This is a genomic window from Ferrimonas balearica (genome assembly GCF_019802055.1).
GTDB lineage: Bacteria > Pseudomonadota > Gammaproteobacteria > Enterobacterales > Shewanellaceae > Ferrimonas > Ferrimonas balearica_A.
The window spans coordinates 155,218-169,699 of sequence record NZ_JAHVHW010000006.1; the positions used below are offsets into that span (position 1 = coordinate 155,218).

General features: G+C 62.2%; 16 protein-coding genes. All 16 read right to left on the reverse strand.

Annotated elements, in window-relative coordinates; translation table 11 throughout:
* Positions 1 to 30: 30 nt before the first annotated feature.
* Positions 31 to 591 (reverse strand): Maf family protein, encoded by a 561-nt coding sequence (locus KUV52_RS06030; protein WP_315900192.1) that lies wholly within the window; start codon positions 589 to 591, stop codon positions 31 to 33.
* A complete protein-coding gene (gene mreD, locus KUV52_RS06035) occupies positions 591 to 1,082 on the reverse strand; it encodes a rod shape-determining protein MreD (RefSeq protein ID WP_222525041.1) in 492 nt (163 codons plus the stop codon). The genes KUV52_RS06030 and mreD overlap by 1 nt, the downstream gene beginning before the upstream one ends.
* Entirely contained in the window at positions 1,079 to 1,900 is an 822-nt protein-coding gene (gene mreC, locus KUV52_RS06040; RefSeq protein ID WP_222525042.1) for a rod shape-determining protein MreC, read from the reverse strand. Before mreC ends, mreD begins: the two co-directional genes overlap by 4 nt.
* 12 nt (positions 1,901 to 1,912) lie before the next feature.
* Positions 1,913 to 2,956 carry a rod shape-determining protein gene (locus KUV52_RS06045; RefSeq protein ID WP_013346968.1) on the reverse strand — a complete coding sequence of 348 codons (1,044 nt, stop codon included), beginning with the start codon at positions 2,954 to 2,956 and terminating at the stop codon, positions 1,913 to 1,915.
* 178 nt (positions 2,957 to 3,134) lie between these two features.
* Positions 3,135 to 5,750, reverse strand: coding sequence for a DUF6701 domain-containing protein (locus KUV52_RS06050; RefSeq protein WP_222525043.1), 2,616 nt, complete (start codon positions 5,748 to 5,750; stop codon positions 3,135 to 3,137).
* Entirely contained in the window at positions 5,743 to 6,174 is a 432-nt protein-coding gene (locus KUV52_RS06055; RefSeq protein WP_222525044.1) for a pilus assembly PilX N-terminal domain-containing protein, read from the reverse strand. Before KUV52_RS06055 ends, KUV52_RS06050 begins: the two co-directional genes overlap by 8 nt.
* Positions 6,164 to 6,934 (reverse strand): PilW family protein, encoded by a 771-nt coding sequence (locus KUV52_RS06060; RefSeq protein ID WP_222525045.1) that lies wholly within the window; start codon positions 6,932 to 6,934, stop codon positions 6,164 to 6,166. Before KUV52_RS06060 ends, KUV52_RS06055 begins: the two co-directional genes overlap by 11 nt.
* On the reverse strand, positions 6,934 to 7,455 hold the full coding sequence (locus tag KUV52_RS06065; protein ID WP_222525046.1) for a prepilin-type N-terminal cleavage/methylation domain-containing protein: 522 nt from the start codon (positions 7,453 to 7,455) through the stop codon (positions 6,934 to 6,936). The genes KUV52_RS06060 and KUV52_RS06065 overlap by 1 nt, the downstream gene beginning before the upstream one ends.
* Positions 7,445 to 7,867, reverse strand: a complete 423-nt coding sequence (locus tag KUV52_RS06070) for a type II secretion system protein (protein WP_222525047.1) — start codon at positions 7,865 to 7,867, stop codon at positions 7,445 to 7,447. The genes KUV52_RS06065 and KUV52_RS06070 overlap by 11 nt, the downstream gene beginning before the upstream one ends.
* 11 nt (positions 7,868 to 7,878) lie before the next feature.
* Positions 7,879 to 8,367: a type II secretion system protein gene (locus tag KUV52_RS06075; protein ID WP_222525048.1), complete on the reverse strand. Its 489-nt coding sequence runs from the start codon at positions 8,365 to 8,367 to the stop codon at positions 7,879 to 7,881.
* 40 nt (positions 8,368 to 8,407) lie between these two features.
* A complete protein-coding gene (locus tag KUV52_RS06080; RefSeq protein WP_222525049.1) occupies positions 8,408 to 8,986 on the reverse strand; it encodes a prepilin-type N-terminal cleavage/methylation domain-containing protein in 579 nt (192 codons plus the stop codon).
* A gap of 70 nt (positions 8,987 to 9,056) precedes the next feature.
* Positions 9,057 to 9,512: a hypothetical protein gene (locus KUV52_RS06085; RefSeq protein WP_222525050.1), complete on the reverse strand. Its 456-nt coding sequence runs from the start codon at positions 9,510 to 9,512 to the stop codon at positions 9,057 to 9,059.
* Positions 9,512 to 10,729: a type II secretion system F family protein gene (locus tag KUV52_RS06090; protein WP_222525051.1), complete on the reverse strand. Its 1,218-nt coding sequence runs from the start codon at positions 10,727 to 10,729 to the stop codon at positions 9,512 to 9,514. The genes KUV52_RS06085 and KUV52_RS06090 overlap by 1 nt, the downstream gene beginning before the upstream one ends.
* Position 10,730: 1 nt before the next feature.
* Positions 10,731 to 12,485 (reverse strand): GspE/PulE family protein, encoded by a 1,755-nt coding sequence (locus KUV52_RS06095; RefSeq protein ID WP_222525052.1) that lies wholly within the window; start codon positions 12,483 to 12,485, stop codon positions 10,731 to 10,733.
* Positions 12,482 to 13,570, reverse strand: a complete 1,089-nt coding sequence (locus tag KUV52_RS06100; protein ID WP_222525053.1) for a hypothetical protein — start codon at positions 13,568 to 13,570, stop codon at positions 12,482 to 12,484. Before KUV52_RS06100 ends, KUV52_RS06095 begins: the two co-directional genes overlap by 4 nt.
* Entirely contained in the window at positions 13,567 to 14,481 is a 915-nt protein-coding gene (locus KUV52_RS06105; RefSeq protein WP_222525054.1) for an ExeA family protein, read from the reverse strand. The genes KUV52_RS06100 and KUV52_RS06105 overlap by 4 nt, the downstream gene beginning before the upstream one ends.
* Position 14,482: the final 1 nt, after the last annotated feature.

The window sequence follows — 14,482 nt, forward strand, 5'->3', positions numbered from 1 at the left end:
CAAATCTGTTTGTCGCCCAAGTCCCTGCGCTCAGAGGGATTGAATCAGTTCCCGGGTTTCCACCAGCGGCAGTCCCACCACCGCGGAATAGCTGCCAAAGATGGCCCGGACAAAATTGCCACCCAGACCCTGGATGCCGTAACTACCTGCCTTGTCGGCAGGCTCACCACTGTCCCAATAGGCTTCAATCTGCTCGCGGGTCAGCGCGCAGAACTCAACCTCAGTGGTGACCACCCGGCTTCGGGTGCCGGAATCAGTGGCCAGGGCGATAGCCGTCATCACTCGATGGCGGCGTCCAGACAGGCTGGCCAATGTGGCCAAGGCATCGGCCCGGTCTCTGGGTTTACCGAGGATCCGGTCATCAAGCACCACAATGGTATCAGAGCCGAGTACCGGGCGCGGGGCTTTTGCCATCGCCAGGCCCGCTTCCGCTTTTTGCCTGGCCAGACGCTCTACCAGCGCCTCCGGAGGCTCTCCCGCCATCGGAGTTTCATCGATGTCCGGCGTCAGGATCTCATAATCGAACCCAAGCTGAGCCAACAGTTGTTGGCGGCGGGGTGAGGAGGAAGCCAGATAGAGCGTGGTCATGATCATCGAATCTTGAACTGACGACGGATGCGACGCAGCAGCCAGAACACCCAGGGCCATAACAGCGGGGTGATCAGAACCGGCTGCAGATACACCCAGTCGATGGTGATTGCCGGATTACTCAGGTACTCCGCCCAGTAGATCAACAGGTGCAGCAGCAGCGACAGCGAGCCGATCACCAGGAACTGCTGGAACAGGGCGAAGTGCCTCAACTTCTGATACTGCAACGCCACCAGGTAAGCGGTGATGGAGAGGGCCAGGCCGCGCACGCCAAGCGTACCGCCCACCAGGATATCCAACACCACCCCCACCAGGCAGGCGGAGAGGATATTAAATCGGTGTGGCAGGGCCAGCACCCAGTAGGTGACCGTCAGCAGCACCCAATCCGGGCGTGCAGCCGCCACCGCAGGAGGCAAAGGCATCACCTGCAGCAGCAGAGCCGCAAGGATGGTCAGCCAGATAATGGCCCGGCCAGACGCGCGTTCGTGGCTCATTCAGGCGCCTCCTCGGTCCACAGCAGCAACAGATAACGAAGGCGATCCAGGTCGGCACTGGGTTCCGCCCTCACAATGGCGAAGGTCTGCCCTTCAGTGCGTTCCACTTCGGTGACACGAGCCACCGGATACCCTTCCGGGAAGCGGCCCCCCAATCCTGAGGTGTTGAGCCAGTCGCCCACCTCAATGTCGGTATTCATCGCCACGTGGGACAACTCCAGCAGGTCAGTCCGTCCGGAGCCGTGAGCCACGGCGCGTACGTCGTTACGGGCGACCCGCACGGGAATCGCGTGAGTCAGGTCGGAGATCAACAGAATGCGGGAGGTGGTCTGGCCCACTTCCACCACCTGGCCAACCACACCTTTGCCGTCGAGCACAGGCTGCCCCACGTAAACGCCCTGACGGCTGCCCTTATCGATCAGCACCAGGTGTTTAAAGGGGTCCTGGTCCACGCTCATCACCTCCGCCACCATACGGCGGGAGTCCTGACGGGTCGGAGAGTCCAGCAGCGTTCGCAGCCGTTGGTTCTCCTGCTCCAGGTGTTCCAGGCGTTGCAGGCGCTCACTGATCAGCAACTGTTGCTGATGCAGCGCGTCATTCTCCGCCAGCAATGTCTGACGGGTGGCGAGGTTTCGGGACAGGTTATCCAGCAGCGCCGACGGCATTGCCGCCAGGTACTGGATGGGACTGACGAGGGTGGTCAGCATCGCACGGGCGGGCGCCAACTTGTCATTCAGCAGAACCAGGGCCAAGCAAAACAGTACCGCCAATAGAAGGCGGTACTGCAGAGAAAGGCCTCGGAGAAAAAAAGGCTTCATCAGGGGGATCCGTTACTCGTCTGAGAACAGATCACCGCCGTGCATGTCGATCATCTCCAGCGCCTTGCCGCCACCACGGGCCACACAGGTCAGCGGGTCGTCTGCAACCACAACCGGAATGCCGGTCTCTTCCTGCAGCAGGCGATCCAGATCCTTCACCAGCGCGCCACCACCGGTCAGCACCATGCCGCGTTCGGAGATGTCGGAAGCCAGTTCCGGCGGAGACTGCTCCAGAGCGGTCATCACGGCACTGACGATGCCGGACAGCGGCTCCTGCAGCGCTTCGAGGATCTCGTTGGAGTTCAGGGTAAAGCTGCGCGGTACCCCTTCAGCCAGGTTGCGGCCACGCACTTCCAGTTCACGCACTTCGTCGCCCGGGTAAGCGGAGCCAATTTCGTGCTTGATGCGCTCTGCGGTGGCTTCACCGATCAGAGAGCCGTAGTTACGGCGAACGTAGTTGATGATCGCTTCATCAAACTTGTCACCACCAACGCGAACGGAGGAGGAGTAAACCACGCCGTTCAGAGAGATGATGGCCACTTCGGTAGTACCACCACCGATATCCACCACCATGGAACCGGTCGCTTCCGATACCGGCAGGCCAGCACCGATGGCGGCGGCCATCGGCTCGTCGATCAGGTAAACCTCACGGGCACCGGCGCCCATGGCGGATTCACGGATGGCGCGACGCTCTACCTGAGTAGAACCACAAGGTACGCAGACCAGCACTCGCGGGCTGGGGCGGAACACGCCGTTGTTGTGCACCTGCTTGATGAAGTGCTGCAGCATCTTCTCGGTGACATAGAAATCGGCGATCACACCGTCCTTCATCGGACGAATTGCGGTGATGTTGCCCGGGGTCCGTCCCAGCATCTGCTTAGCTTCGTGGCCTACCGCTGCCACACTTTTCGGGCCAGAGGCACGCTCTTGGCGAATGGCGACCACCGAGGGTTCGTTCAGTACGATGCCCTGATCTTTCACGTAAATCAGAGTGTTGGCGGTACCCAGGTCGATGGAGAGGTCGTTGGAAAACAGACCACGAACTTTTTTAAACATGTGCCAGACCCGTATTAAATTCTGAGGGAGATGCGGAAAATCAGCTAACTTTACCAACGCCCTGCACTATCCACAAGCCGCATCTGCGCTGGCTTGCGGGGCTGATCGAGTCAATCTGCACAGGGTGTGTCTGGGATCATTATCCTGGCCCATTTGAGCCAGGATCCGGGGGAAAAACTCAGTCGCTCAGCCGTTCCCGCCGAAAAATGACCTTATCATGTCCTCGATAGCGACCAAATGTCACCCGAGCTTTCGGATTGCAAAGTCGATCGGTCGTACCATCACTCTCAACGCACTGTCTTCCCACCACATCCTGCGCCGCTGCCCGGCCCCAATACCACTGCAGGTAGTGGGGATAAGCCAGTTGATATTCCGCCAGGGTATCCAGTGCTGAACCAGCGGGATTGATGGTCAATCGGCCCCGCCCGGAGGCCAGCAGTCCGGCCCCACTGGCCGTGAGCGAGCCGCTGGCAAAAGTCAGGTCCGTCGCCACATAGGGGGTGCAGCTGTCCAGCTCATTCCGAACAAACTGGCCGCCATCAAAATACTCCGCCCGAACCGGCAGCGTCAGTGCCTGATGCTCACTGCCGTAGACGTTATCCAGCGCCAGTCGGCCATAGCGCAACGCCACGCCGCCGACATCCTCAATGCGCAAAGGCAGACACGCGCTGCCATCGCCGTAACAGATGCCATCGAGATCCGTCAGGGCTGAGGCATCCAGGGTCAGATCCAGCGCCGCATCAAAGGGGGCCACCAGAGTGGAGCTGCGGCGATAAGCGATTTGAGTACCATCCAGCCACAGCACCCGGTCCAGGGCCGGATCACCGGCGCTCTCCTCCATCAGGGTACCGGCGATCACCTCATCCACCTCAGGGCGACCGCTCTCGTCCGCATAGTGACGGGGGGTCAATGTGGTGGTCAGACGCCAGAACTCACTGTTGTAGTTTCGGGTCACCAGACCGTTCGCATTGATGCCCTGAACGGTTAACCGGGGCGGCGTGGCAAAGTCCAGCGGCTGTGCCAGGTAGCCCATGGCGTTGCAGCCTGCGAGAGAGGGCACATTGGGCACCACCGCCAGATAGGCCGGGGTAAAGCGCCCAAGGGTATCGGCGGAAACCGCGCTGACACTTCGGCCCAGGTAATCGATCTGGCGCAATCCAAAGCCATCGGCCGCCAGCTGCCAGCGGAAGGCCCCCACTTCACTGATCTGGGTAGGCGCTGTCCCTGTGCCGTTTTGGCTGACAGGAATACTGAGCGAACCGGTAGTACTGGGCTGGCCATTCAGCGGTGCCACCAGCTCAGGCTCCAGCGGCACTCCGTTGTGCTGGAAGTTTCGTGCCACCGGATTGTCGCTGAAGTCGGTGTCATCGTCGGATTGCCAGCAGGCGGCGGTGACACTCAGATTGAAATCGGTGCCCGCCGTGACAAAGGCACTGCAGCTGGCGTCACCACTGGCGCACTGAGCCTGCGCATCCGGGCTGGAAAGGTGCAGTCCCGCCGGCGCCACCACAAAGTCACTCTGTCCATCCAGTTCGATGGTTTCACCGGTGTGCTCGGCACGGTAACGGGCGCTAAGTCGCAGTTGCCCTACGTCGCTGTAGTTGGCGGGAATCGCCGCCTGGCCTTCCGCATTAAATCTCAGGGTCCGCGATTGGGTTGAACCGAATGGGAGGGCTTGCCCCGCCAGAGTAAAGACCGGACTGCCTACCGGCGCCGAGGGGTTCAGCGCCGCCAGGGTAAAGTCCACCGCCTGATTGCCGGTCATCGCCGGAACGCATTGGCGGGGGTCACTGTCGCTGGCCCGCACCGCCTTGACCACCAGAGTCTCATCACGGCACCCCAGAGGCGCCCCCGGCTCCAGCAGCAGTGCGCTGCGCTCATACTGGATATTGCACTGCTCAGGGGCAACTTCCGTGCCCCCCACCAGACAGGTGACTGTCCCAGCTATCGAGCCGGTCAGGCCCACATTGACGCTTCCCGGTTGTCCGCTCCACAGCACCCGGGTGGTCTGCCCGGTCACGGACACCTGCCGGCCCCCTTCCCAGCCGGTGGTCGGCGTCAGGGTGACGTTGACGGTCTCACTGGAGAGGGAGTTACAGGCGGAGTCGTTACAGACGGAGATGGTGACCGGTTCACCCTGACAGGTTACCCCCTGGCCATCGTGCTCAATGCGGTAGTAGACCGGATCCGGGTTTTGCCCGTTATCACAGATGTCGGACAGGTCCCCGTCCTCCAGCGCGTCCAGGTCAATATCGATGTTGCTGTTACCCGCGGCAAAGTAATCATCACCGGCAGCGATCGCCCCTTCAAACTGCACCTGGCCCGTCAGTTGCACATCATTGTCGGCATAGAGGATCCCTTTAATCTGGGCCTGGGTCAGCGACACACTGCCATACACGATGATCACCAGATCTTCCGGCGCGCCATCCCAGTTGATCGCACCATGGTCGATCACCAGATGGTTTACATACAGGCGGGTGCTGGTGCCTGGAGGCGTGTCAGGTACATGCAACTGTGCCGCCCGTCTGCCGTGACCTACCAGGCTCAGGGTATCCAAGAAATAATCCCGGGCGGGACTGAGGTGATAAGGGGAATTACAAAGCCCGCCGCCTCCGCACTTGGCCCCGATATAGAGAGAGCCATCCGACGTGTCATTGGGAGGCAGATTGATCTCACCTCCGTGATCGCCCGAGGGGGGCTTGGTAAAAATCAGGTCACACTGCGGCAGGGAGGCATAGCTGAACGGTGCCCACAGCAGCCAGCACAGCAGCGCCAGCAGCCAACGCTTAGTCATAAGCCAACGCCTCCACCGTCCGGTTGACCCGCAGGGTATCCGCACCACATTCGGCGGCTGCAGAGAGTTCAAATCCATGGCTCACCTCATCGGCAGGCAGGGCGGCACGGTAGCGGCAGGTCACCGTGACCTGACAGCGATCAAACGCGGCCTGGTCCGCCAGCCCGGTGCCAGGGCTCAATACCGCATTGGCGGCCGTGCACGCGGTTTGAGCCGCCGCGCCCCCCCGATTCAGGGTTTGCGCCAACGCCCAGTCGATGCCGGATTGCGCCGCCGCCCAGGTCCGGGTGCCCGTCACCTCCAGACCCACATTGGCACTCTCCTGACTGAGGGTGCGCATCAGTACCGTACCCAGCAGCAGCATGACGGTCAGTACAAACACCGCCATCACCAGGGCGGATCCGCGCTGGCGTTCAGGGGACATTTTCAAGCTGCACCTCCTGTACAAAGCGCTGACGCTGTTGGCCCGCTTCCACCCACCACTGCAGCAGCACCAGGTTGTTGCGGCTGAGGCTGGGGGGCAGCTCCATAAAGGGGCAGTCGGGATCGTCGCGATCCGCCAGATCGCAGTTCAGGGGGTTGTTGACCACCCCCTCTCCCATCAACACTCCGTTACGGCGCAGATCGCCGTTGCCATCCAGACACCACTGGATTGGCGCCCCAACCAGGTAGTAGCGTTGGGCGGTCGAAAAGGGGCCACTAGGCAGATCCGCATCCAGGGAGAAGCGCACCCGCGCGCAGTCGGCCCCCTGACAACGGTTGTCAGTGATCTCACGCAACACCGGTTGGTAGTTGTCCATCAGAGCCAGGGTCTGGCCTTCGCAGGCATCGCAGTTGCTGCTGGTGCAGCAGGAGGGCGCGTAAGCCAGCATCCGCGCGGCGTTACCTGCGCCCGGAAGCGGTGCAGCCAGGTAACGCTCACCGGTCAGAATAGGCCGGAAGGTCAGGCAGTGTTCGGTCACCTCCAGGGAGCCCGGCAGCGCATCCCGCACCTCACGGCTAAAGCGCTGGGCCGCATAACGCACATTGCCCAGTTCCTGTTGCCAGGCCTGGCTCTCCACGTAGATGCGGGTTCCAAAGGTGATGAATCCGGTGACCATCAAGGCCAGGATCCCCATCACCAGAATGGTGATCACCAGTTCCACCAGAGTGAGGCCGGCTTGACGGCGAGCCAGGGCGCGCATCAGAAGTTACCTCTCAACTGGGCAAACTCAATCCGCTCACCGGCGGGAGAGGTTACGGTCACCTCAGCCAGCTTGGCGCCGCCGGGCCAGGTGTTGCCCACCGCAGTCGCGGCCTGACAGCGCACGGCGATCTCAACCAGAAAACCGCTGTAGAGATCGCCCCCCAGTAACCGGTCGGCGCTGCCGTTAAAGCCGTCGAAGCGATCCAGCAGCTCCCAGCTGCCGGGATCATTAGGGTCATCCGCTGCGGGGCCACACACCGCTGCGTCATCGGCACAGCAGGTCAGTGCGCTTACCGCGCCCCCACCCAGGGGGGTGGCCACATCCAGACGCCGCCCGGCGAGTTCCGCCAGCACCGCCTGACCTAACTGAGCCGCCTTGGCGCGCTGAACCCCCTGAGCGGAGCGCTCAGCCAGAGGGAACAGCAGGGTGGCCATCAGCACCAGCGCAATCGCCAGCACCACCATGCCCACCACCATCTCAATCAGGGTAAATCCCCCGGAACGCCGGTTACAGACCATGGATATACCCCTCGGATTCGATCCGGACCGTCTGCGGCGCTTCGCCGCCAATCGCCAAGTCACAGCCGCCTGCGCAGGGGGCTTGTGGACGGCCCATGCCATCCAGACTCAGGATAAAGGTTTGACTGCCGGCCAGGCTGACCGTGGTGCGTTCAAGGGGGTAAGGGTTCTCACCGGCGCAGGGGCCGGTAAGAGAGAATTGGGTCGGTGTTACCGACAGGGTGCAGCTCTGCCCCGCCAGTGCCCCCTGTTGCAGACGCCGCATCTCCGCCACCAGGGCATCCCGGGTGGCGTAGGTGGCAAACTGCGAGGGCCCCAGAAAGCGGGACAGGGCATACAGGCTGAGAATGGCCACCAGGATAATGATGGTGACCAACTCAACCAGAGTGAAGCCAGCAAAACGGCTTGTCACCCTATACTGACTCAGCAGCCGGTATCAGTGATGGCGTACTGAGGAGCCGCATCAGAAGCCGCTTCAGAGTAAAGCAGGTAGCAGTTCTGGCTGCCTTTAAAGCCTTGGGGCACAACCTTCACTTCATCGGTGCCGTTAATCAGGCCCCACTCTTTGGTGGCTGCGGTCGCTTCATCAGCCAGAGTCTCAACATCACCTTCCAGAATTTTGGTCAGGTCTGCGGCAGTGGCGGCAACATAGCCATACTCGGTGGTGACAGTAGTCCCATCGCTATCAATCTTCACTGAACCACCGGTCGCGTTTTCCTGGCTGGACAGCGCGGCCTTGGAGTAAACCAGAGCGTTAGCACCCTGCAGAGCACCTTTGGCACCTTTCAGGGTCGCGATGCGGGCATCGGTCTGCAGATTGATAAACTTCGGTGCGGCAGTAACAGCCAGAATACCGAGGATGATGATCACAACCACCAGTTCGATCAGGGTAAAACCTTGTTGACGTTTCATAAATGCTCCCTAAATAAGCAAAAACAAGTAACTTAGTGATTTAGTTATTAAAACTCACAACCTGACCGGAGGCCGGGTTGTAGGTAAAACCTTTACCGTCGGTCGGGGTCACTGCGGTCGGAACCCCAGTGCTGGCATCCAGGTTCAGCGCGCTGACCAGATGGTACAGGCACGCCTTGGTGTCAGTCACAGTGGTGCCACCCGGGGTCACTACCGGTGTGGTGTCATCAATCACAGACACCACATAACGGGCGTTGCGCGCATCCTCAGTCGCCAGCACCAGCTGCGGCGGGCTCTGCAGGATGTCGTTAAATGCGGTCTGGCAGGAGGTCGGGGTCATGGCGTTGTAGGCGGTACCGCCGCTGGGGTAACCAAACTGGTTAACGTCCACGGAGAGACCATCCAGAACCACACTGCCCACCGGGCGGCCATCCACTTCCCACTGGGCGCGAACGATGCCGACGGCAGACGCCACACCACCGGCAACCCCTTCGGTCGACGCTTTCTCAGCCTCATCGGTCACATTCAGGAAGCGGGGCAATGCCACAGCGGCGAGGATCCCCAGGATCACCACCACAATCACCAGCTCCACAAAGGTGAAACCTTGTTGTTTTTTCATTTGCCCCTCCAACGATAAGGCCCAATCAATCATGTTGTGTTATCCACTGCCCCCTCCGGGGCAGCGTCTTTCAATCCACGGTGGACAGAATCACACTGCCACTGTGGCTGAAATAGCTCATCACTCGCCGTTCGCCGAGGCGATAACGGCAGTGAGTCGGGTCTGCCTCCGGGCGTTCAATCCCCTTCAGCAGCCCCTCCGCTGGCTCACCCATCAGGGCCAGCCAGAGAAATTCGCAACTCGGTGTCGGCTGAGGCCACCCGGTCAGGGGATCCACCACCAGCGTTACCGTTTGTCCGTCGGGGGCACGCCACGCCAGTTGCCCCCCTTTTTGGCCCTGAAGCCACTGACCGCGTGCCAGGTTCAGCGATTGCAGCCAACGCTCCTGAACCACCGGTGCCGGCACCTCAGGACGGCGTTTCCACAGGCTCAACCCCACCACCAGCACCAGCGCCACCAGCAGCCACACCAGGCCAGAATGCCAGGCGGATAGCAGCTCATCGCTGGCCCGCTCCTGGCGATCCATCAGCGCCCCTGAACCGCGTTGAACATGTCCCACATCGGCAGGTAGACCCCCAATGCCAGCACCAGCACCATGCCTGCCACCAGCGTCAGCAGGATCGGCTCAATCTTGGCGGTCAGCCCCTTCAGCTCGTAGTCCACCTCCCGCTCGTAGAAGGCGGCCACGTCATCCAGCAGTTCGTCAATGCGGCCGGTCTCCTCGCCCACAGAGATCATCTGCAGCACCAGCGGGGTAAACAGCTCGGCACCGGAGGCGGTTCGGCTGATGGTATCCCCCGCTTCAATACCGCGACGCATGCCAATGATGCGGTCGTGCATAAAACGGTTGTCCACCGCATCGGCTACCAGCGACAGTGACTGATTCACCGGGACACCGCCCCGCATCATCATCGACAGGCTTCGGGCGAAGCGGCCCAAGCTGGCCCGGCTGATGATGGAACCCACAATCGGCAACCTCAGCTTCCAGCCATCCCAACTCAGCCGTCCCGACTCAGTGGTCAGCCAGACCTTAATCCCGATCACGCCCCCCACCAGAGCCAGCAGCAGCAACGGCCACCAGCTGACAAAGAACTCGGAGGTGGCGATCAGGATCCGGGTCGGCAGCGGCAATTCAGCCCCGAACTTGGCAAACATCTGCGCAAACTTGGGGATCACCAGAATGTTGAGCACCGCCACTGCCACCGCGATAAAGCCCAGCACCAGCAGGGGGTAGCGCATGGCGGACTGGATCCGCCGTTTGGTGTCCTGCTCCTGTTCCAGATGCTCGGACAGCCGCTCAAACGCCTGGTCCAGACGACCGGTGTTCTCCCCCACGTGCACCATCGCCACATAGAGCGGGGTAAACACCAGGGGGTGTTGATTCAGTGCGGCTGACAGGGGACGACCCGCCGTCAGCTGCTCCACAATGTCCTTCAGAGTGCTGGCCATCAGCGGGTGCCGCTGAGACTCCACCAGCCCCGCCAGCGCCTGCAGCAGGGGGATGCCGGAGCGGGTCAGAGAGAGCATCTGACGGGTAAACATCAGCAGCTCAGACAGCGGCAGGCGACGAGCCAACAGCCCGCGCCAGTTGAATTCACGCCCCGGCACCACCTCATTCAGGTTGAGCGGAATGATGGCGCGACGCATCAGCATATCGGCGGCGGCACTCTCATTGACCGCCTCCACAACGCCATCCACCAGCGTGCCTGTCTCATCCCGTCCCCGGTAGCGGAAATGCGCCATATCAGTGCGCCTCTGCCGCGCTCAGGCGCTCTGCCAGAACACCACCCAGTTCGGAGGCGTCTTCCACCAGCTTCATCGCTTCCTCCAGGGTGGTGATCCCCTTGCGGGCATAATCGAGTGCCGCCAGCGCCAATGGGCGGAACTGGCCACTGCGGCGGACCGCCTGGGCGAAGCTTTCCGGGTCGGCCCGGCGCAGCGCTTCCACCATCGCCTCATCCAGCTCCAGCATCTCGTACACCCCGATGCGGCCCCGATAGCCACTCTGGTTGCAGTGCTGGCAGCCACGACCCTGCTGGAACGGCGCCTCCAGCAGTGCATCGCCACCGATATGGCGGAGCCAGGCCTTCTCGCCGGGGCTGAGTTCATGTGGCTGAGCGCAGTTCGGGCACACCCGACGCACCAGTCGCTGAGCGATGATCGCCCGCAGCGCACTGGCCACCAGATAGGGTGCCGCGCCCATGTCGATCAGACGCAGGGTGGAGCTGATGGCGTCGTTGGTGTGCAGGGTGGAGAGCACCAGGTGGCCGGTCAGGGCGCCACGAAGACCGATCTCTACGGTCTCCTGGTCCCGCATCTCCCCCACCATGATGATGTCGGGGTCCTGACGCAGGGTGGTGCGCAGTACCGAGGAGAAATCGAGGCCAATCTTATGGTTGACCTGCACCTGGCTGATCCGCGGCAGACGGTACTCCACCGGATCCTCTACCGTAATGATCTTGCGCTCCGCCTGGTTCAGCTCGTTGAGCATGGCGTAGAGGGAGGTGGTTTTACCGGAACCGGTGGGGCCGGTTACCAGGATCATGCCGTGCGGACGGTGGATCTGGTTACGCACCCGGGCCACCAGATCCGCCGGCATCCCGGTTTCTTCCATCTGCAACAGGCCCGCCGATTGGTCAAGCAGTCGCATCACCACGGATTCGCCGTACTGCACCGGCATGGTGGAGAGACGCACGTCGATCTGGTGCGCTTTCACCTTCATCTGGAAGCGGCCATCCTGGGGCAGACGCTTCTCGGAGATGTCCAGCCCCGCCATCAGCTTGATGCGCAGCACCAGCGCATTGGCAACACGGTACTCAGACAGGGTGTTCTCCATCAGTTGACCATCCACCCGGTAGCGGATCCGCAACAGCTTTTCATCCGGTTCAATATGGATGTCGGAGGCGCGCACCTGCACTGCGTCCTCAAAGATGGACTGCAGCAGACGCACTACGGTGGTGTCGTTATCCGCATCCTCTGCCACCAGCGCATCCAGGCTGAAATCACTCTGGGCGCTGTACTCCTCGTGGAGTTCACCCGCGATGGAGGCGATCTTGTCGGTGTGACGGTAGAGGTTGTCGAAGGCGTCCAGCAGCTGGCCTTCGGTGGCCACCGCCAGCTGGATCTGACGGGGCGCCAGCAGGGTTTCCAGGGTGTCGATGGCGGCGAGATCCGCCGGGTCGCTCATCGCCACCGTCAGGTGCTCGTCATCACCGGCCACCACCAGCGCGCGGTAGCGGCGGGCGTGCACTTCCGGCAGCAGTTGCACCAGTTCCGGCTTGATTCGGCGGGCCCGGAGATCCAGGAATTCGATGTTCATCTGCTGGGCCAGGAAGCCCAGCAGCTGCTCCTCGCTGATCAACTTCAGATTGATCAGGGTACGCCCCAGCTTCCGGCCACTCTCTTTCTGGGCGGCCAGAGCATCCATCAGCTGAGCTTCGGTGATGATCCCCTCGTGGACCAGCAGATCACCCAAACGCTGTTTCAACTTGGTTTTCATTGGCTCTCCAGCACGGTCAAGCGGTCACGAATAAAGGCTCGGGCTTGTGGACTCAAATCCGCCCGGCTCAGCGCCTGTTGGTAAGCGGTCACGGCGCCGCTTAGATCGCCCCCGGTGTCCCGGGCATAGCCCAGACCAAACCACCAGGTGCCCCGCTGAGGCTCCGCATCAAGCAGAGCCTGGTAATCCTGTTGCGCCAGCGTCAGCTGGCCCAGTTGTTGAGCCAGCCCGGCCCGACGGGCCCGCCACTCCCGGTCCGGGGTCAGACGGCTGGCCCACGCCAGCCACTGCTGCGCCAGCTCCGCCTCGCCCTGCTGTTGGCTCAACTCCGCCGCCAGCAGGGGATAAGCTGCCTCCTGAGGAAAGCGGCGGGCCGCGTCCAGCAACGCGGCATCGGCTTCGCCCCGCTGAGCCAACAAGGCCAACAACGCCAATCGGGCGTCGTGCAGATAGGGGTCCAGCTCAAGCGCCTGCTCCAGCAGCGGCTCAGGATCGGCCGCCTGTTGCGCCTGACGCCAGAGAGCCAATGCCTGCTCCGCCGGGCTCAGGGCCGATTTCTGAATCGCCAGCTCCGGGGCGGGCGTGGGTGCAACCACCGGCTCAGCCGGTTCCGTCACCGGCGCTTTCACATCCGCCACCAACGGCTCAGACGGTGCAGCGGATTCAGCTGCGGGCTCTGGCTCCGGGGCAACCTGTGGCGGCTCGGCCACATCGGGCTCTGAAACCGCTGCCGTCTCTACGGCGTCAATTTCGGCAACGGGGGCTTCCGACACGGCGTCGGGCACAGCCTCAATCGCGCTCTCTGCCTGCTCCGGCGCCACCACCTCAGGTTGTGGCGCAGACGCTGACGTTGTCTTGGCGGGTTCGGCCTGAACCTTTACCAGCCCGGAATACCCAACCACGCGCTGCAACGTGGGCCACCAAACCCAGGCGATCGCCAAGCCCAGCACCACCAGCAACAGGGCAGGCACCGGCAGTTGACGGCGGGACGGGCGCTTACTGGTTGGCACGGCGACAGACTGCGGCATCGCCCCTCGTCCGCCACGCAGTTCCAGCGCCTTGAGGGTATCGTTAATGACGCTCATGCCATCCCCTCCGGCCAGAGTCTGAGGGCAAGGCCGGTGCCCAGCAGTACCACTGCCAGCGCCACCAGCGCCCAAAGGCGGTAGCGTTGCCACCGGCTCTGCCAGGGGCCCGCCGCCTCGGTATCGGTCACGGCCGCCGCCAGGGTGGCGTTATCGATGCGAAACTCGCCCCGGCCAAAACTCAGCATCAGCACTTTGTGGCTCAGGATGTTCAGCAGCCTTGGTACACCGCCACTGGCCCGCCACAGCCCCTCAACCTGGGCCCGGGTAAACAGCGACTGCCCCTGATAACCCGCCCTGTTGAGGCGATGCTCCAGGTAGGCGCGGCACTCCTCGCGGGTCAATCCACGCAGGGTGTAGGAGAAACTGATGCGCTGCCGCAGTTGGCGCAGTTGCGGCTGGGCCAGGCGGTGGTCCAGCTCGGGCTGACCAAACATCACCATCTGCAGCAGCTTGAAGCGCTCCGTCTCCAGGTTGGTGAACAGTCGCAGCGCTTCCAGCGTTTCGTCCGGCAGCGCCTGCGCCTCATCCAGCAGCAGTACCACCTGCTGTCCGGACATCGCCAGCTCCAGCAGGCGCTCGCTGATGGCAGCGGTCAATTGCTGCTGATCGCCACTGGCCTTCACTCCCAGCTCCTGTGCCACCGCCCGACGCATCTCGTCCGGACTGAGGTAGGGGTTGGGCAGGTAGGCCACCTTGTAGCGCTCACCAAGATCTTTCAGCAATTTCCTGCACAGCAGGGTTTTGCCCATGCCCACTTCGCCGGTCACCTTGATAAACCCCTCGCCTGCTGCCAGTGCCGTATGCAGCACCTGCAGCGCCTCCTGATGGGGCGCCAGCTCGCAGTAAAACTGCGTATTCGGGGTCAAGGTAAAGGGCAGCTCACGCAGCCCGAAGTGGTACAGATACATG